Genomic DNA, 18,007 nt, shown 5'->3' with positions numbered 1-18,007 from the left:
TTCTCCTCCATGGATATGCAATTCTCATTCTGTGTGTGAACTGTATCCACGGGTTGGCACTTACGGAAGACTCTCTCCTGTAAAACTTATAGAGCAATCTCTCCTGTAAAGATGACGCGCACTTGCCGGCGGTCACTACACTCGCTGACATGTCAGAACCTCATCGACGCCTGGGGAGACCCCGCGACACCAGCATCGACGAGCGAGCCCTCGAGGCGACGCGCGCACTCTTGATCGAACGAGGCTTCGAGGCGACGACCATTCACGCCGTTGCCAGTCGTTCGGGTGTGCATTCCTCGGCGATCTACCGCCGATGGTCGTCGCGGATCGAGTTGATCGAGGAGGCTGCGTTCCCTCGCTTCACGTTTGCCGGCATCGCGCCGAGTGGGGATCTTCGACGCGACCTTCGCAGGTTCATCCGTGCGTACGTCGCGGCTTTCAGCGCGCCGGCGGCGCGAGCCGCCGCTGCGGGACTTCTCGCTCATCACCAGAAGCCGAATCGCGATGCGCAATCAGAGGTATACCCGAGGATGTCGGTGCGGCCCCTGTTCGAGGATATTCTGCGCGCCGCACCTCGCGGAAGTATTGATTCCACGGTCGATCCCGACGACGTCTTCGACATGCTTCTCGGTGCAATTCTCACTCGCACAGTGGTATTCACGCCGACGTCGAGGCAGCGTCCCATTGAGCGCACGGTCGAGATGATTGTGCGATTGTTGCGCCCGGTCGACTGAAAGGCCCTTCGCTAGCGGGCGCCGCGCAGGTACGCATCGATCGGGATCCTCAGTTGAAGAATGGATTCCGATGATTCGGTGTGATGGGTATGGGTTGATCTCGCTCCGATGCATCGATCGAATATCAGGCCTTCCAGCAAGCTGACAAGATCGGCTGCCGCACTCTCCGGATTCTTCACGCCGTGGCGTACGAAGATCTCTTGCGCTTTGGCTGTGGAGAACAGGCTGTGCGCCAGGGCGTCATGCAATTCGCGATTGCTTCGAGTCTCCAGGAGGAGCGCGTATCGGGCGATCAACTCGTCGCGGCGACGGGACAGGAGGTCGCCGAGATATCGGGCGATCAGAGTGGCCGGATCGGAATTCGTCTCCAGCAGTTCGTCGAATGTCGATCGTGACTGTTCGACGATGTGCTGGACTGCCGCGGCCAGCAGCGCTTCTCGAGTCCGAAAGTAGTACGAGGTTGAACCCTGCGGGATCCCCATGGCAGCGTCGACAGCGCGATGAGTCAATGCCCGCGGGCCGTGTTCCGCGATGATCGCGACAGCACACGCTCCGATGAGGTGTCTGCGATCTTCAGTCATGGCTATCCCGTTCTGCGTAGTGCGGATCACGTTGACTCGGGTCCGAGCCGGTCTCTAGCCTCGACTCTACAGATGTAGAGGAGAGTTATGCGGCTGGACGAAGAGCAGTTGTCGGCACGTGTATCACTCGACGCACTGCGGGCTCGGATTGCGATCGGCGGCATCGGGGGCGGGATCTACCTGTGGGGCGGGGTCGGGCGTGGAAAGACCATGCTCATGGACGAGTTCTACGACAGTGTTCCAGTGGCAAAGCGGCGCGTTCACTTTCACCAGTTCTTTGCCGATCTGCACACCCGCGCACACAGTCTCGGGTCGATGGGCGAGGCGCTCGGCCAGGTGGTCGACGGGATTCGACTGCTGTGCTTCGACGAGTTCCACATCGACGACATCGCTGACGCAATGTTCATGGCACGAGTTCTCGAGACCATCGTTGCGAATGATGTGACTGTTGTTGTCACGTCCAATGTTCCGCCGTGCGATCTCCTTCCCAATCCACTTTTTCACGATCAGTTCGTGCCGTCCATCGAGTTGATCGAAAGGGCGTGGGAGGTGATCGAGTTGGGTGGAGCGGTCGACTACCGAATACTGGGGGAACCGCGTCAGCGGGATCGACGGTTTGCGTCGGGATCTTTTCACTCGAGTGCAGGCGCCGTTGACAGTGAACCGGTCGAATTAACAGTGGGGTCACGCACATTGATGTGCTCTGCGCTTCGCGACGGAACTGTCTGGTTCGATTTCGATGTGTTGTGCGGTGGTTCGACCTCGGCGGCCGACTATCTCGATCTTGTTACCCGCTTCGATGAATGGGTTATCCACGGTGTGCCGATTCTCAGCACTGCAACGGAATTCGCAGTGCGGCGTTTCGGGAACGTCGTCGATGTTCTGTACGACGCCGACGTGCGGTTGACCCTGTTCGCAGACGGGGACGTCGAGGACGTAGCCGGCCACCTTCGAGATGTTCCGGGGCTTGCCCGGCTGTTCAGTAGGTTGTCGCTGCTTCAGTCGATGGGCATCATGGTGCGGTCAGAACAGTAGCCAGCGCGCTCGACAGTGCTGCTTTCACGTAGGGCGTGAGGTTCTCGACGAGCCGCGAGGCGATCGCGGTGGCAACCTCCGCCGGCTGTAGGGGAACGGCCGGTGATTCGGGAAGGCCAGGCTGCGGCGGCGGAGTGCTGTCGGTCATCATCGGTTGATACGTACCGTGTTTCGTGAAGTAGCCGAAAACCGAGTCCACAAATTCTTCCGGTGCATCGCGTGGTTTGGGCATGTTGCAGATGCCGTCGCCTTCGATGCATACCTCCTGGACGGGTATGTCGCCGAAGCCGGCGCGGGTCCCGGACATCGTTGCACCCGGAACAACGTTCGGGATCACGGTTTCGATGCCGCCGTGAGAGTTTCGTGGGTCCGAATACAGGACGCCGGTCACCTGAGATTGGGGAATGGACCCGTCTCGGGCGATGTCACCGAGAACGTCGCCCGCAATCCGTGCACCTTGGGAGTAGCCGGTGATGACGACTTCGCTCCCGGGGCACTGGTTGTGAAAGGTATCAACTTCAGCATGAAGGGCCTGGACACCGACAGCAACGCTGGCGTCGTAGGTCTGGTCACCGAGTGGCCAGAAACTAGCGGGGTAGCTCACGGGTTTTGCGACATATCCCTGGGCGGCATAGCGATCGGTGACAGGTTGTGTGGTCTGGCTGGTCGGGTCCCATGTTCCACCAACTGCGAATACCGCGCCGGCCGGGCATGAGTTCGGTGATGCCGTTGCAACATTGGCGGACAGCAGCGCGGTCCCCAGGGCGAATGTGCACACCACTGACAGCGAGTATTTCCTCATCGGGCCGTCCCAATCCATCTTTTGCTCTCGTAGCTCCACTGGGAGCTCGCGGTCCGACGCGGGTTGTTCGGTACTGAGCGCAATGGTGACGGTGTGATGAGTCCTGGAGGTATTCCTCAGGTAAATACGACGTTGCCAGTGACAAGAGACGCAGTGACAAGAGACGCAGTGACAAGAGACGCAGTGACACGAGACGCGGTGACAAGAATGGCAGTGAGAAGAAACGCCGCTTACGGCCCGGGCACGTGCGGCGGCTTGTCCGGGACCATGACAGCGCCGATTGCGTTGCTGATGGGGACGGCGTTGTTGCTGTTGGCGTTGGCGCTCGGTCCGAGGGTTGCATAGATGACGATGGTGGTTTCGGACTGCGGTTCGTAGAGGGCAACACCGTTGTATCCGCCGTATGACGGGTTCATGACGAGCCACCCGTCGAGATGCGCCGTTCCGAACGTGAAGAACTTGTCGGCGGTCAGAGGTCCGAGACCCGCGGTTGTCGGGGCCATCTGTTCGTCGAAGGCTGTATCGGAGAGCAGCTCGCCGGTTCCGAGGGCACGAACCCATTTCCCGACGTCGGTGACTGTCGAGTTCATGTTGCCGCTGTGGAGGAAGGCCGTGGGATTCCAGAACGTCGAGTCCTCGAAGACCCCGCGTTCAGTGGTGTAGCCGTGCAGGACTGGATCTGGGATTTGTGGGTTCAGCGCAACCCGACTGTCGGTCATGCCGAGCGGATCGAAAACACGTTGCTGCAGTAAGTCACTCAAAGGTTGCCCGGCTGCCTTCTGGACAACTTCACCGAGCAGGGTCAGATCGCTGTGCGAGTACGCAAAACTCGTTCCGGGTGCAAACAGCGGTGGACGGGTGTTGGCGAGATCGAGGATTTCCTGCGCAGTCCATCCCAGGATCGGGTTGGCGTAGAAACGCTTCTCGAATTCGGGGTTGGTCACGTAGTCGGAGATTCCGGTGGTGCTGTTGGCGAGCATTCGCGGTGTGATCTGGTCGGAGCGTGGAAAGCTCGGTTCCCACTTGGCAATCGGTTCGTCGAGTGGGAGAGTGCCGGACTCGTCGAGTTGGAGCAGGACGGTCGAGAGCATCGGTTCCATGGGCTGTCCGACGCGTAATTGCATGTCGGTTGTTGCGGGAACTCCGAGTGGGGATTCGCCGACAGCGCCGGTGACCACCTCGGTGTCACCGCGCCACACCCCGTACACCGCGCCGCTGAGGCCGAGTTCGGTGACCTGGGCACGGACAATGTCGTCGATCTTCTGAGATTCGGGGCTGACGGTGCTCGACGCGGGACTACTCGGGCCAGTGGTGGTGTCCTCGTTGGATCCGCAGGAGACGAGAGCCGTCACTGCGAGTGCAATCACGGCCAATCGAGTTCGTCGCTGTCGCAAGGGAGACTTCATCCGTGGCGATCCCTTCGTGTCCTCAGCGGAAAAGGAATGTCGCAATTGACTGAATCTACCGCGACCGGGCAGTGCTCGTCGCTGAATGAAACGAGTGAAACCAACAGAAAAGCCCGGCACCTTCGTAGTGAAGATGCCGGGCAGTGCTGATCGAGGGCTTGCTGGTCGAAGCTACGGAAGTAGTTGGTCGAGGAAGGTGTTGCTGAAGACCTTGTGCGGGTCCAGTGCGTTGAAGGCGGCGTTGGCGGTGTCCCAGTTGTCGCTGGTGGGGACGCCGTCGCGGTAGGTCTGGGGGAGGGCGTTTTCGATGATCTGCGTGTCGGTGTACGGCTTGTCGGAGCTGAATGCCCAGCCCTTGGACCATTCGGGGCGGAAGGTGGCGTCGTTGTTGTTGTAGTGGCCGCGCATCCATTGCTCCATTTCGCGGTAGAACGCGAACATGCCGGGTGTTCCGGGGACCCCGAGGACGTTGAGCCAGATGGCGGTGTCCCATTCGGGGTGGTCCGGTCGCGGACGCATAGCGGAGATCGTGGGGGCGCCGGCGGATGTGACTTCGACGTCGGATGGGTCGTCGAGGCCGCAGCAGCGGATTTCGACGGGTCCGTTGAGGGGGAACTGTCCGATGGAGCGGTAGTACTCCATGCGGCCGTTGAACCACTGGGTGAAGTCGTGGATGACCTGGCCGATGTTGGCGCGGGACGTGATAACGGCGCCGCCGCCTTCCGTCAGACGCAAGGTGGTGGCCCGGATGTAGAACTGAACATCCTTGGACCATCCCCACAGGTCGTTGGCGAAGGTCGCGGCGAGACCGGCGACGGTGGTGGCGTACATAATCTGCCCGAATGCGGGTGCAATGCCGGGGTTTCCGGAGTTGATCTGTCCGATCATGTCGGTGATCGGTTCGGGGAGGTTGTCGGAGAAAATATAGTTGTACGGTCCGGTGACTTCGCGGGAGAAGCGAGGCTTTTCAGGCGCGAGGGACCACACCTTCATCCACGGGCGTTCGGTGAAGGGGTACCAAATTGCTTCTGCGCGACCGTTTTCGCGGACGAACTTCTCGAAGGTGCGTCCGGAGGCCCCGCGAGCGCCGAAGAGTTCCTGCCAACCGATGTCCGTGTGGCTGACGCAGCGCATGCGGTAGTTGGGCGCTGCCTGCAGTGTGACGGAGGTGAGGAAGGTGCGGCCGAGGTGAGTGAGGAGTGGCTTGATGGCAGCGTCGGCCCGCGAGTACGTCCTGAGCGCGTATTCGCTGCCGTTCCAGACCACTGCGGTCAGGGAGGTGACGAGGTTGGACAGAGAGCCGAAAGTTTGTCCGGGAACGTGAGCTTCGCCTTCGGCGGGAAGGGCTGCGCCGTGGGCGTCGACGGCCAGGGAGCCTGCGATGGACAGGACGCCGGGTGCGGGGAGATTGGCGAAGCCGAGGCCCTGCGCCTGAAGTGCGGTGGTGATGGCGTCGAGGGTGGCACCTGGTCCCGCGGTGACTGTCGCCGGTGATCCGCCGGCGTCGACGTTGACCCAGTTCAGATGGACCATGGTATCGGCGAGGATGACCTTGTCGATGGAAGCGCCGTTCACCACAGTCAGGGGCGTCCAGCCGTGCATGGCTCCGCGGGGGCGGATGGTGTAACCGTTGGCGTGTCCCCAGTTGGCCAGGCGTACTACGTCTTCGGGCGTTTTGGGAGCGCAGGTCCAGATGGTGTCGAGCATGATCTCTTTGGACCAGTTCTGGTACGCCTGCTGATAGAGCGCAATGCCTTCCGGGAATGCCGGGGGTGCGGCGAGCGTGGGTACCTGTCCGCCACTGGATCCGAACGGAATGGCGTACGCGGGGGTCCAGCTGCCGGCAAGGGCGGTGGCGGCGACTGCGCCGGCTCCGGCGGCGAGGAATCCTCGTCGGGACAGTCGGGTTGTTTCGTCTTGGGCCGTCATCTTCGGGCTGCTCCATCGGGGTTTGGGAACTGCAATGAGTTCGACAAGTGAATCTCAGGCGAGAGTGAGAACTACGTCAGCTAGGGCGGGGGCGTCGCGCTCTGTGGCAAATGCGGAGATCAAGAGTTGCCCTTCGCCTTTCCAGATTCGGATGCTCAGGTTCTCACCCGGGAAGACCACCCCGGCAAAGCGTGCACGGAACCCGGCCACCTGCGTGCTGTCGCCGTCGAGCATCGTGTCCACTGCGGCCTTGCAGACCATTCCGTAAGTGCACAGTCCATGAAGGATAGGCGCTGGAAAGCCTGCAGCGGAGGCGAATTGCGGATCCGAGTGCAATGGATTGCGATCGCCGCACATGCGATACAGCAAGGCTTGCTGCGGAAGTACCGGTATCACGACTTCGGCATCGGGCCCGCGATCAGGCAACGGAATCGACTCCGACGGCCCGCGCTGCCCACCGAATCCTCCTTCGTCGCGCGCGAAGATCGACGAACGAGCAGTCCACAACGGGTTGCCCTCCACATCGACCGTGACTGATTCCTGCACGATGACTGCAGCTTTGCCCTTGTCCCAAATCTCGGCGATCCGAGTTGTGGTTCGCCCGGTGCCGCTGGCCGGAATCGGCTGATGGACCGTGACTTCCTGGCTTCCGTGAACAACCTTCGCGAGATCGATCTCGACGCCGGGGAACGAGACCTTCGGCGCTTCGGTGGCGTGGAAGTTGGCCGCGACGGTGGCGAAGGTGGGCAGGACCTGCGGCTTCTCGTCGTCGAGGTATCGCAGTTCGTTCGGATCGAGCGGACGAACCCCAGCGCCGAGCGCCAGGTGGTAGTGCTGCACGTCCGACGGTGTCCACGAGAACTCCTGTGGCGCAAGCTCTGCGCCGAGTGCAACAGAAGGATCAATTGGCATGATCGACCGCCGTGTTTGCAGCCTCAGGGGTCCCGGCGGCCTCTGCGGTTTCTGTGGCGTCAGCGGTCTTCATGCGCTCTGCGATGTCCAGCACTGCCAGGTAGCCGAAAGTCATTGCGGGACCGATGGTCGCGCCTGGTCCGGCGTACGTGTGACCCATGACCGGTGCGCTGGCATTGCCTGCGGCGTAGAGACCTTCGATGATGCTGCCGTCTTCACGCAGTGCTCGGCCATTGACGTCGGTGCAGATTCCGCCCTTGGTGCCGAGGTCGCCCGGAACCATCTTGATGGCGTAGAACGGGGCCTTGCTGATTTCGGCGAGGCTGGGGTTCTTCAGTCGGGGATCGCCGTAGTACGCGTCGTAGCCGCTGTCGCCGCGCCCGAAGTCCTCGTCCTTGCCGTTGCGTGCGAAGCCGTTGAATCGCTCCACCGTTTCGGTCAGGGAAGCGACAGGAAGGCCTGTCTTCTCGGCTAATTCGGCGATCGTTCCTGCCTTGACCACGATGCCGGCCTTGAGCCAGCGGCTGGGGAAGGGGGATCGGGGCGTAATGCCGGCAAAGGTGTAGCGGTTGCGGTAGCGCTGATCGAGGATCATCCAGGTCGGGATGTTCTCGCCGGGGCCTGGGCCCTGGCCGTACTCGCCGCCGTACATCGCATGCGTTGCCTCGACGTACGGCGCCGCCTCGTTGCCGAAGCGCTTGCCCGAGAGGTTGACCATCATGCAGCCGGGAAGTGTGCGTTCGGACAGAGCGAACCACGGTCCACCCGTGAGTGGGATGGACGGGCCCCACCAGGCGTCATCCATGAAATCGACTGCGGCGCCGATCTCTTGACCCGCTCGGATGCCGTCGCCGGTGTTAGCCTTCGCGCCGACGGTCCATTCGGTGCCGATCGGTCCGCGCTGGTACTTCTCGCGCATTTCCTTGTTGTGCTCGAATCCGCCGGAGCCCAACACAACTCCGTGGCGAGCGCGGATGACCTGATCTTCGCCGTCGATGAGAACGTTGACGCCGCGAACCGTGCCGTCCTCGGTGTAGAGGGAGGTCAGGGGTGTGTTCAGCAAGATGGGAACACCGGCTGACTGAAGGCCGAGTCGAATGCCGGCGACGAGTGCCTGGCCGCGAACCAGCAGATCCTTCTTGGTGGCCTTGGCCGCGAGGAATCGCATGCCGACCTTCATTGCGCGCAGGGGACCGCGAGGGTTGCGCATCAGCAGGTTGAGCCACTTGTAGTCGGCCTGGGTGATGACAAAGTTCTTGGGTGCCTTGACGTAGTCGGGTTCGAGATTCTTGCGATCGGCGCCCAACTTGTTGCCGTCGAATGGGGTGGGCTCGACACTGCGGCCACCGAGGCGTCCGCCGGGAGCTTCCGGGTAGTAGTCGGAGTAGCCGGGAACCCACTGCAATTGGAGTGGAGTGTTCTTCAGTACGAACGAGAGCATCTCGGGCCCGCGCTCGAGGTAGGTGTCGATGCGCTCGGGAGCGACGACGTCGCCGATGATGCTGTGCAGGTAGGAACGTGCGGCCTCGGGTGTGTCGGTGACACCGTCCGCCTGCAGTGCCTCGTTGTTGGGGATCCAGACTCCGCCACCGGAGCGGGCGGTCGATCCGCCGTAATGGGCGGCTTTCTCCACGATGACCACGCTCAAACCCTGATGGGCTGCGGTCAAGGCCGCTGTCATACCTGCGGCACCACTGCCGACGACGACGATGTCGTATTCCTGCTTGCTCATGTAGAACACGTTATAGAATGATGGGGGTGTCAGTCCATGCTTTCTGCCAGGAAGTATTTGCGAACGTTGCCTTCGATAACGAAACGCGTTGCAGTAAAATTGAGGATGGTGCAGTGTGACCTGGGATACTTCGGTTGATGTCCTCGTTGTCGGATTCGGCGTGGCGGGGGCAAGCGCCGCACTCGAAGCGGTGGCGGCCGGTTCGTCGGTGATGGCGATCGATCGGGCATTGGGAGGTGGCGCCAGCACCATTTCCGGTGGAATCTTCTACGCCGGTGGCGGCACCGCGATTCAGAAAGAAGCCGGTGTCGAGGACACTCCGGAAGCCATGCTCGCGTACTTGAATCGCGAGGTCGGTGATGCAGTGACGCCCCAGACCTTGCGTCGGTTCGTAGCGGAGAGTCCGGCGACAATCGACTGGCTGCGCGGTCACGGCGTGCCGTTCGAGGCGTCGTTGTGTCCGTACAAGACGTCGTATCCGAGCAACAAGCACTACCTGTACTTCTCGGGTAGCGAATCGGCCGGCGGGTTCCGGGACATCGCCAAGCCTGCTCCTCGTGGGCACCGTGCCAAAGGCCGAGGAACGTCGGGGAAGATGCTCTACGGCCCGCTTGCGAAGTCCGCCGAGGCCAAGGGAGTGCGGTTTCTCGGTCAGACCCGAGCGGACAGGCTGGTCATCGAGGACGGCCGGGTGATCGGCGTCGAAGCGCTGACGCTTCGGGATGCACCCGCCGGGGTACGGCGGCGTCACGCGGCGCTCAGTTCGCTTTCTGCCAAACCCGGTGTGTATGCGCCCCAACTGCGTTCGATTATCGACGCCCAAATCGGCAAGATCGAGAAGAAGTATGCAAAGAAGATCCGCATAAAGGCGCGTGGTGGCGTGATCCTCAGCGCGGGTGGATTTGTATCCAACCGCGAGATGATGCGCACTCACGCACCCGCGTACAAGGGCGGGATCCCGCTCGGCACGTCGGGCGACGACGGCAAGGGAATCAACCTCGGAATCGAGGCGGGCGGTGCGACCGACAAACTCGGTAACGTTTCCGCGTGGCGGTTCATCGTCCCGCCCAGCGCTTTTCTCGGTTCGATACTCGTGGGCGAATCCGGAGCGCGAATCGTCGACGAATCGCGCTACGGTGCGGCGCTGGGGCAAGCAATGGTCGAGAAGAGCAACGGAATCGGCTGGCTGCTGGCGGATTCCGACCTCGTTCGTAAAGCGAAAGCGCAAATACCCGATCAGTCCATGTGGTTTCAGCGGGTGCAGACCGCCGGGATGATGCGCACCGCAGTGCATGGCAACACGATTGCCGAAGTGGCACACAAGGCGGGAATCGATGCGGCCGGCCTGTATGAAACGGTCGACGCGCACAATACTGCTGCCGCTAACGGTCAATCCGATCCGATGGGTAAGCCGTCCGACTTCATCAGACCGATACTCAACGGCCCGTTCACGCTGTACGACGTCTCGATCAAGCCCAACATGATGAATCCGTGTCCCATGCTCACGCTTGGTGGATTGGTGGTCGACGAATCGACCGGCCTGGTGAAAAACGAAGCCGGGGAACCAATACTGGGACTTTATGCAGCCGGACGCACCGCCGTCGGTATTTGTTCCAATTCGTATGTGAGTGGCTTGTCGCTCGCCGACTGTGTGTTCTCCGGCCGCCGCGCCGGACTTCATGCGGCCACGGTCACCGCGATGGCTCGCATCAGTTCACCCCCCAGCTTCAGCTCACTTAGGGAGTAGTCATGACCAAGGCAAGTGTGGCGATTGTCGGGTCGGGAAACATCAGTACCGATCTGCTGTACAAATTGCAACGTTCGCAGTGGCTGGAGCCGCGGTGGATGATCGGAATCGACCCGGAGAGCGAAGGATTGGCGCGCGCCGCCGCGATGGGGCTCGAGACCTCCGCCGAGGGGGTCGACTGGCTGTTGAAGCAGGCGGAGAAACCGGACCTGGTGTTCGAGGCGACCTCGGCCTACGTCCACCGTGACGCGGCTCCGCGCTACGAGGCCGCGGGAATCCGCGCCGTCGACCTCACCCCGGCTGCTGTCGGCCCGGCGGTAGTTCCTCCGGCCAACCTGCGCGAGCACCTCGACGCGCCCAACGTCAACATGATCACCTGCGGCGGGCAGGCAACTATCCCGATCGTGTACGCGGTATCTCGTGTGGTGGAGGTGGCTTACGCCGAGATCGTCGCCTCCGTTGCATCACTGTCCGCCGGACCGGGAACCCGCGCGAACATCGACGAGTTCACCAAGACCACCAGTCGCGGAATCGAGACGATCGGCGGCGCCCAGCGCGGCAAGGCGATCATCATCCTCAATCCCGCCGACCCGCCGATGATCATGCGAGACACCATCTTCTGCGCCATCCCCGAAGATGCGGATCATGCCGCGATCACCGACTCCATTCATCGCGTCGTCAAAGACATCCAGCAGTACGTGCCGGGCTATCGGTTGCTCAACGAGCCGCAGTTCGACAAGCCGAGCGTCGTGTCCGGTGGATACGCAACGGTCACAACGTTTGTCGAGGTCGAAGGCGCAGGCGACTTCCTGCCGCCGTACGCCGGAAACCTCGACATCATGACGGCAGCAGCCACCAAGGTGGGCGAGGAGATCGCCCAGAAGCTTCTGAGCGTGAAGGCATGAGCGACATGATTCACTTCGATTCGAGCTGGGACATCCGCGTCACCGACACCTCGCTGCGCGACGGTTCCCATCACAAGCGTCATCAGTTCACGCTCGAGGAAGTCCGAGCGATCGTCGGTGCCCTCGACGGAGCCGGTGTGCCGGTCATCGAGGTCACCCACGGTGACGGTCTCGGCGGGTCCTCCTTCAACTACGGCTTCTCGAAAACGCCGGAGCAAGAACTCATCAAAGCCGCTGTGGAGACGGCAAAAAACGCAAAGATCGCCTTTCTGATGTTGCCGGGGCTGGGTATCAAGGACGACATCGTCATCGCCCAGGACAACGGCGCGTCCATCTGCCGAATCGCCACTCACTGCACCGAGGCAGACGTCTCCATTCAGCACTTCGGGCTCGCTCGTGAGCGTGGACTCGAGACCGTCGGATTCCTGATGATGGCTCATTCGATTCCGCCGGAAATGCTCGCCAAGCAGGCGCGCATCATGGCCGACGCCGGCTGCCAGTGTGTGTACGTCGTCGACTCTGCGGGTGCACTTGTTCTCGAGCAGGTATCCGAACGGGTCGAGGCCCTGGTCCAGGAACTCGGCAGCGACGCTCAGGTCGGCTTTCACGGACACGAGAACCTCGGTTTGGGTGTCGCGAATTCGATTGCCGCCGTTCGCGCTGGGGCCAAGCAGATCGACGGCAGCACTCGCCGTTTCGGTGCCGGTGCGGGCAACGCGCCGGTGGAGGCGTTTGTCGGAGTCTGCGACAAGATCGGCGTCAAGACCGGTATCGACTTCTTCGCGATAGCCGACGCCGCCGAAGATGTTGTGCGACCAGCCATGCCGCAGGAATGTCTCCTCGACCGCCAGGCGCTGATGATGGGCTACGCCGGGGTGTACTCCAGCTTCCTCAAGCATGCTGAACGTCAAGCCGAGCGGTACGGCGTGTCCTCTGCCGAGCTACTGGTACGCGCGGGGAAGCGCAAGTTGGTTGGCGGACAGGAAGATCAGCTGATAGATATCGCGTTGGAGCTTCAGCGGGAGGCTGCCGCGTCGTAGACTCGGTGTGTGGCTGACGTACTGGACGGAAAAATTGCACTGGTGACCGGCGCGTCCTCGGGGTTGGGGCGCGCCGTCGCCGAGATCCTGACCGGCAAGGGAGCCAAGGTTTTCGGAGTTGCCCGGAGCAAGGACAAGTTGCACCAGGCGATGACCGAGCTGGCGGGAAGCGACGGTGCGGGCCATTATTCGGCTTCTGATGTCTCCGACTCCGCTCAGTGCGACGCCGCCGTGCAGGCGTGCGTCGACGCCTTCGGTGGAATCGACATCCTCGTCAATGTGGCTGGTTCACATACCATCCGCCATACCGCGGACATTGCCGATGACGACTGGGCGCATGACCTTGCGGTCAACTTGAACGGGCCGTTCTTCCTGTCGCGAGCCGCGCTGCCGCATCTTCTCGCGCGTGGCGGCAACATCGTCAATGTTTCGTCGATCGCTGGACTCGAAGGGCAGGCCTACTCGGCTGGTTACTGCGCTGCCAAGCACGGGCTGATCGGGCTCACTCGAGCTATGGCAATGGAGTTCACCGGAAAATCTCTGCGCGTCAACGCAATCTGCCCCGGTGGCATGATGACGCCGCAGGTCACGGGATTCACCTTCCCGGACGGTGTCGATTTCGATCTGATCATGAAGGTCGCGTCACCGCGTGGGCTGATGGAGCCGGAAGACGTCGCCAAGATGGTGGCGTTTCTTGCTTCCGATGATGCCGCCGCGATTCACGGTGCGGTGTATTCGGTGGACAACGGAAAAATGGCATGACCGCGCTGGTTTCGGGACCGATCTTTCAGATCTGTTGGGTGGTAGCCGATATCACTGCAGCAGAAGGGGAGTTCACCGAGAAATGGGGCGTTCAGCGATGGCTGCGGATGCCCGACCTTCACTTCGGCCCCGAGACCACCACCTTTCGGGGCGAGCCCGCCGACTACACAGTCCACATTTCCCTGGGCTATGCGGGAACTCAGCAAATTGAGCTGATCCAACCGGTTTCGGGACGCAATCTCTATTCGGAGTTTCTCGACACGCACGGCGTTGGTGTTCATCACGTGGCATTTGTTCCGGATGACTACGACGAAACGCTGTCGGAAGTAGCGCGGCGAGGAATGCCGGTGTTGCAACAAGGGCGTATCGCAGACGTGGGAATGGAATTTGCCTACGTCGACGGCGGCCCGATGGGTGGCTACGTGGAACTCATGAAACTCTCACCCGAGATCCGGCTGATGTTCGACTCCCTCATTACACATTGAGTGCAAAGACTTTCGACAGGTAGCCGAAGGTACCGGCGTGCTCGCCGCAATATCCGAGGTACCCGTCCGGTCGGATTACCAACGCGCAGTTCTCTTCCACGCCGTAGGCGGCACATAGCTGCGAATCGGTGTCGCGAATGATCGGCAGTGTCGAATAGACCGAATCAGACGACGGTGGTGCGATCACGTACGCGTCCAGCTTTCCGTGCGCCGCGTGAATCGCAGCGGCAGCCTGTTTTTCGCAGTCGCCAATGCTGCCCTCGGTTCCGTCCGAGCAGAGAAGGAGTGTGTGGTTGACTCCCGACAGCAATTCGAACAACCGGATGGGGAACTGCACGCAGTCGCGGGTGAGTCCACGTGCGTCCGGTGCCCGCTCGCCGGGGTGAACGTTTGAGACGTTCCCGGTTTCTCCGCTGTTGAGCGGACTGTCGGGATAGGCAACCAGTAGTTGTGCCTGCCGACGCATCGCGGTATCGATCGAGGACTCTCCGGCGCCGATCCCTTCGCGGGCGTTGCGGACTGTCATGCCGACAACTTCTTCACCAACCGGACGTCTTTCGGTGTCGTAGGTATCGAGAAGACCCGGGGCCGCAAGGTTCTGCGCCGCCAGTGCCAATTTCCATGCGAGGTTGTGCGCGTCCTGGATTCCGGTGTTCATACCTTGCGCGCCGGTAGGCGGGTGAATATGGGCAGCATCACCGGCGATGAAAACCCTTCCGCGACTGTAGGCATCGACAATGCGGTGGCTGATCCGAAATACCGACGACCACCGCAGCGCCGACGCCGTCGTTGGTTCGGGCGACAATCGGTCGAGCACAGCCTGAATATGGTGGAGTTCGGGAGCCTTTCCGGACGAAAAGCCGTGTGCAATACCGTCAGCTCCTGCGGGGTCCGGGAGGAGATCGTCGGGAACCAGCATGGACATCCGATATCGCTTGTGACCTGGGAGCGGGATGCACACCAGGAGATCGTCGGTAGTTCCTGCGTCGTCGACATGACTTGCGCGAATCGCGAATCCGCTTGGCATCGACCAATCAACTTCGACGTCGCCGAGCATGTAGCTTTCGGCAAAAGCTCCACCCTCGAAGGTCAATCCCAATCCCTTGCGAACAATGCTGTGGGCGCCGTCGCATCCCACCAGATACTTGGTCCGCACAGTACTTCCATCGCTGAGTATGCAGGTGACTCCGTCGTCGGTGTCCTCGAAACTGGCGAGGGAGAGCCCGCGCTCGATCGAGGTTCCGAGTTCTCGCAGTCTGGCCGTCAGGATTCTTTCGGTCTCGTATTGGGGGAGCCCGCAAAAGGTGTACGGCACGTCGCCGGGGAGTGTGAGATCCATCCGCCCCGCTTCGGAACCGTTGGTGTAGCTGATCTGCCCACGCAGGATGGTGGCCGCATCGAGAACCTGTCGCAGAACGCCCATGTTCTCGAAGACTTCGAGGGTGCGGGGTTGGATGCCAACTGCTTTGGCGTACTGCGGAGGTTCTTCGAGCGGGTCGACGATCCGAACGTTGATCCCGCGACGGCGTAGTTCGATGGCAGCGGTCAATCCGATCGGGCCGGCGCCTGCGACGAGTACATCGATATCCATACGCACCTACTTGGGTAGGGGAAGCCTCCATTCCAGTATGGCGACTGAAATTATGGTGCGTGGGAAATCTCGCAAATCCGGCATCGTGCCATTCGAGTGGGCGTCGATGCAGGACTCAGGAAATCGGGGTCGACGCGTCCACACTGGCCCGAATGCTCTCCATTCGCTTCTCGACGTAGTCGAGATAATGCGGGTGCGTGACGATGTACGGGAGATTCTGCGCGATTCCTCGGGCGACGTAGGAGCCTGCGGTCGCAGGCTCCATGCCGATGTTTCCCGTTCCTTTGATGTGGCTGACATCCTCGACCTGACCACCCAATTCGCTGGTGTTCCGATCGAGATTCGACATCACCAATCCCGGGCACAGCACGGAAACTCCAACACCATGCGGCGCCAGCTCGGTGCGCAGCGCCTCGGACAGAGCGATGACTGCACTCTTTGCGGCACTGTATGCGCCACGCCCGGGAGCGCCGGCGGTCAATCCCATGACGGAAGCGGTGTTGACGATATGCCCGTGCCCACGTGCTCGCATATCCCCACCGAAGGCGGACACGCCGTTGAACACTCCGGTCAGGTCGATCGCGACAAGATTGTCGAAGGTATCCGGGTCCATGTCGACCACATCGCGCCCGTTGAAACCGATGCCCGCATTGTTGACGAGGATATCCACGGGGCCGAAAGTGCCTTCGGCCGTTGCCTTGGCCGCTACCCACGATTTGCGATCACGGACGTCGAGTGAGACACCACGAAATCCGACACCTCGGGAAGCAATCACCGAATCCAGCGACTGCCGATTGATATCGGCAACCGTGACGGATAACCCGCGCTCGGCCAACGCATCAGCGATGCCGAGGCCGATACCGCTCGCACCGCCGGTAATGAATGCGTGCCGCGCCGAGGACAACTCCATGCCTTTTCCTCCAGTGAATACTGTTCGATCAGAACTCGGTGACACCCGCGTCGGGTGCCAATTCGTGTGCGGTGATGTACTTCGATTCGTCGGATGCCAAGAACAACACCGTGTCCGACACGTCCTCGGGCGCGATGATGTCGACGGGCAGCATGTTGATCATCATCGCGCCGATGCGACTGTTGCCGGCAATCGCCTTGTCGAGCTGCCCGCCGAGGCCACCGTCGTTGACCATGGGTGTGTTCACTCCGGTGGGATGCACGCTGTTCACCCGAATACTGTGTTGAGCGAGTTCCGCGGCGAACGCTTTTGCCATTCCCCGCACTGCCCACTTGCTCGTGGTGTACGGCATCGTGAACGGCTGCGCCTTCAAACCCGCTGCGGAACTGATCAAGATGATCGATCCACTGCTGCGCTCGACGAGATGTGGGGCCGAGACCATGACGGTGTTCCAGACGCCGGTCACGTTGGTACCTATTGTGTCCTCGAAGGATTCGGGGGTTACCTCGTGCCAGGGAGCGGCAGAGCAGATCGCCGCGTTCGCGACCACGATATCCAAACCGCCGAGGCGAATGACGGCATCGTCGACGATCCCACGAAGTTTCTCGAGGTCCCGGACGTCGACAACTGCTGAAATTGCCTGCTGTCCAGTCCTTTCCACCAACCGTACGGTCTCCTGTAGATCCTCGGAGGTAGCTGAGGCGTACGGGACACCACGCATGGGTGCGCACAGATCGACGACAATGACGTCTGCGCCCTCGGCAGCCAGTCGAACGGCGTGCGCTCGCCCTTGTCCGCGGGCGGCGCCGGTGATCAGGGCAACCTTGCCGGATACACGCCCGTTCGCGGGCCGATTTACGTTGCCGGTCACAGGTTTACCTTTCAGGCCGGCGTCTTGGCGGGGTGGTTCGAGAACCACAGGTTCTCCTCGGTCACCCGAGCGCTCTTCCAGCCGTCGGCGGTGCGAACGACCTCATGGTGGTAGTTGCCGCCGCAGTAGGTCATCTCCGCAGCGCCCGGGAGTTGCATCGGGTTGTAGAACATTGCCCGTACGTTGGCGGTGTCACCGTCGAGTTCGACCTCGACGTTGGTGACAAAATGCTGAGTCATCGGCACCTGGCCGAGCGCTTGTGTGAGCAGTGTCAGCACTGTGTCTCGGGATCCGGCCGGGTAGCCGACGGCGCTGTAGTCGAGATGCGCGTCCTCGGTGAACACGGTGGTCAGCAATTCCCAATTCTTGGTGTCCACCGCGCGGGCGTATCGGTAGATCAGTTCGGCGATTTCGATCTTGTCCTGAACAGTCTGCAGATCCACGAGGTTCCTTTTCTGGCGGTGGGTTCCTGGCCCTCGTTGCTCGATGAACTCTCGGGTCAGGGGTCACGTTCAGGAGAACGTAATTCTCACAAACTAGAACATGAAGTGTGGAAAATCCATCG

General features: G+C 61.4%; 17 protein-coding genes. 7 read left to right on the top strand and 10 right to left on the bottom strand.

Going from position 1 to position 18,007, the window contains the following annotated elements:
• The first annotated feature begins 149 nt into the window (after window positions 1-149).
• On the top strand, window positions 150-734 hold the full coding sequence (locus V2B23_RS14655) for a TetR/AcrR family transcriptional regulator (protein ID WP_430951007.1): 585 nt from the start codon (window positions 150-152) through the stop codon (window positions 732-734).
• A gap of 11 nt (window positions 735-745) precedes the next feature.
• Here the strand turns inward: V2B23_RS14655 and V2B23_RS14650 are convergent, their stop codons facing one another.
• Window positions 746-1,315, bottom strand: a complete 570-nt coding sequence (locus V2B23_RS14650) for a TetR/AcrR family transcriptional regulator (protein ID WP_430951006.1) — start codon at window positions 1,313-1,315, stop codon at window positions 746-748.
• Window positions 1,316-1,402: 87 nt separating this feature from the next.
• Between V2B23_RS14650 and zapE the strand changes: the two genes are divergently transcribed.
• Window positions 1,403-2,350: a cell division protein ZapE gene (gene zapE, locus V2B23_RS14645; RefSeq protein WP_430951005.1), complete on the top strand. Its 948-nt coding sequence runs from the start codon at window positions 1,403-1,405 to the stop codon at window positions 2,348-2,350.
• Here zapE and V2B23_RS14640 read toward each other — a convergent pair.
• The 5 genes from V2B23_RS14640 to kstD form a co-directional block, all read right to left on the bottom strand.
• Entirely contained in the window at window positions 2,328-3,152 is an 825-nt protein-coding gene (locus tag V2B23_RS14640) for a PE-PPE domain-containing protein (protein ID WP_430951004.1), read from the bottom strand. The genes zapE and V2B23_RS14640 overlap by 23 nt on opposite strands.
• A gap of 230 nt (window positions 3,153-3,382) precedes the next feature.
• Entirely contained in the window at window positions 3,383-4,558 is a 1,176-nt protein-coding gene (locus V2B23_RS14635; protein ID WP_430951003.1) for a serine hydrolase domain-containing protein, read from the bottom strand.
• Window positions 4,559-4,729: 171 nt separating this feature from the next.
• Complete coding sequence (locus tag V2B23_RS14630) at window positions 4,730-6,487, bottom strand: cholesterol oxidase substrate-binding domain-containing protein (protein ID WP_430951002.1); 1,758 nt, start codon at window positions 6,485-6,487, stop codon at window positions 4,730-4,732.
• A 54-nt stretch (window positions 6,488-6,541) separates the two neighbouring features.
• Window positions 6,542-7,399: a MaoC/PaaZ C-terminal domain-containing protein gene (locus tag V2B23_RS14625; RefSeq protein WP_430951001.1), complete on the bottom strand. Its 858-nt coding sequence runs from the start codon at window positions 7,397-7,399 to the stop codon at window positions 6,542-6,544.
• Window positions 7,389-9,131: a 3-oxosteroid 1-dehydrogenase gene (gene kstD, locus V2B23_RS14620; protein WP_430951000.1), complete on the bottom strand. Its 1,743-nt coding sequence runs from the start codon at window positions 9,129-9,131 to the stop codon at window positions 7,389-7,391. The genes V2B23_RS14625 and kstD overlap by 11 nt, the downstream gene beginning before the upstream one ends.
• Before the next feature lie 115 nt (window positions 9,132-9,246).
• On the opposite strand from kstD, the gene V2B23_RS14615 reads away from it, so the two are divergent.
• The 5 genes from V2B23_RS14615 to V2B23_RS14595 are packed head-to-tail and all read left to right on the top strand — an operon-like array spanning window position 9,247 to window position 14,070.
• A complete protein-coding gene (locus V2B23_RS14615; protein WP_430950999.1) occupies window positions 9,247-10,878 on the top strand; it encodes an FAD-binding protein in 1,632 nt (543 codons plus the stop codon).
• A gap of 2 nt (window positions 10,879-10,880) precedes the next feature.
• The gene (locus tag V2B23_RS14610; protein WP_430950998.1) at window positions 10,881-11,783 is read left to right on the top strand and encodes an acetaldehyde dehydrogenase (acetylating); all 903 of its coding nucleotides are present in this window, start codon (window positions 10,881-10,883) and stop codon (window positions 11,781-11,783) included.
• Window positions 11,780-12,823 (top strand): 4-hydroxy-2-oxovalerate aldolase, encoded by a 1,044-nt coding sequence (gene dmpG, locus V2B23_RS14605; RefSeq protein WP_430950997.1) that lies wholly within the window; start codon window positions 11,780-11,782, stop codon window positions 12,821-12,823. The genes V2B23_RS14610 and dmpG overlap by 4 nt, the downstream gene beginning before the upstream one ends.
• Window positions 12,824-12,832: 9 nt before the next feature.
• Window positions 12,833-13,585, top strand: coding sequence for an SDR family NAD(P)-dependent oxidoreductase (locus tag V2B23_RS14600; RefSeq protein WP_430950996.1), 753 nt, complete (start codon window positions 12,833-12,835; stop codon window positions 13,583-13,585).
• Window positions 13,582-14,070, top strand: a complete 489-nt coding sequence (locus V2B23_RS14595) for a VOC family protein (RefSeq protein ID WP_430950995.1) — start codon at window positions 13,582-13,584, stop codon at window positions 14,068-14,070. Before V2B23_RS14600 ends, V2B23_RS14595 begins: the two co-directional genes overlap by 4 nt.
• On the opposite strand, the gene V2B23_RS14590 is transcribed toward V2B23_RS14595, so the two are convergent.
• The 4 genes from V2B23_RS14590 to V2B23_RS14575 all read right to left on the bottom strand — a co-directional run bounded on the left by V2B23_RS14590 (window position 14,060) and on the right by V2B23_RS14575 (window position 17,885).
• Window positions 14,060-15,661, bottom strand: coding sequence for an FAD-dependent monooxygenase (locus V2B23_RS14590; protein WP_430950994.1), 1,602 nt, complete (start codon window positions 15,659-15,661; stop codon window positions 14,060-14,062). The genes V2B23_RS14595 and V2B23_RS14590 overlap by 11 nt on opposite strands.
• 115 nt (window positions 15,662-15,776) lie before the next feature.
• Complete coding sequence (locus V2B23_RS14585; RefSeq protein ID WP_430950993.1) at window positions 15,777-16,571, bottom strand: SDR family NAD(P)-dependent oxidoreductase; 795 nt, start codon at window positions 16,569-16,571, stop codon at window positions 15,777-15,779.
• A 28-nt stretch (window positions 16,572-16,599) separates the two neighbouring features.
• Window positions 16,600-17,442, bottom strand: a complete 843-nt coding sequence (locus tag V2B23_RS14580; protein WP_430950992.1) for a mycofactocin-coupled SDR family oxidoreductase — start codon at window positions 17,440-17,442, stop codon at window positions 16,600-16,602.
• An 11-nt stretch (window positions 17,443-17,453) separates the two neighbouring features.
• The gene (locus tag V2B23_RS14575; protein ID WP_430950991.1) at window positions 17,454-17,885 is read right to left on the bottom strand and encodes a nuclear transport factor 2 family protein; all 432 of its coding nucleotides are present in this window, start codon (window positions 17,883-17,885) and stop codon (window positions 17,454-17,456) included.
• Between the last annotated feature and the right edge of the window lie 122 nt (window positions 17,886-18,007).

The organism is Rhodococcus sp. 24CO (genome assembly GCF_050586165.1).
In the GTDB taxonomy this organism is placed as follows: domain Bacteria; phylum Actinomycetota; class Actinomycetes; order Mycobacteriales; family Mycobacteriaceae; genus Rhodococcus_F.
The sequence above is the reverse complement of the archived record's forward strand: the minus strand, read 5'-3'. Positions and strand labels throughout refer to the sequence as shown.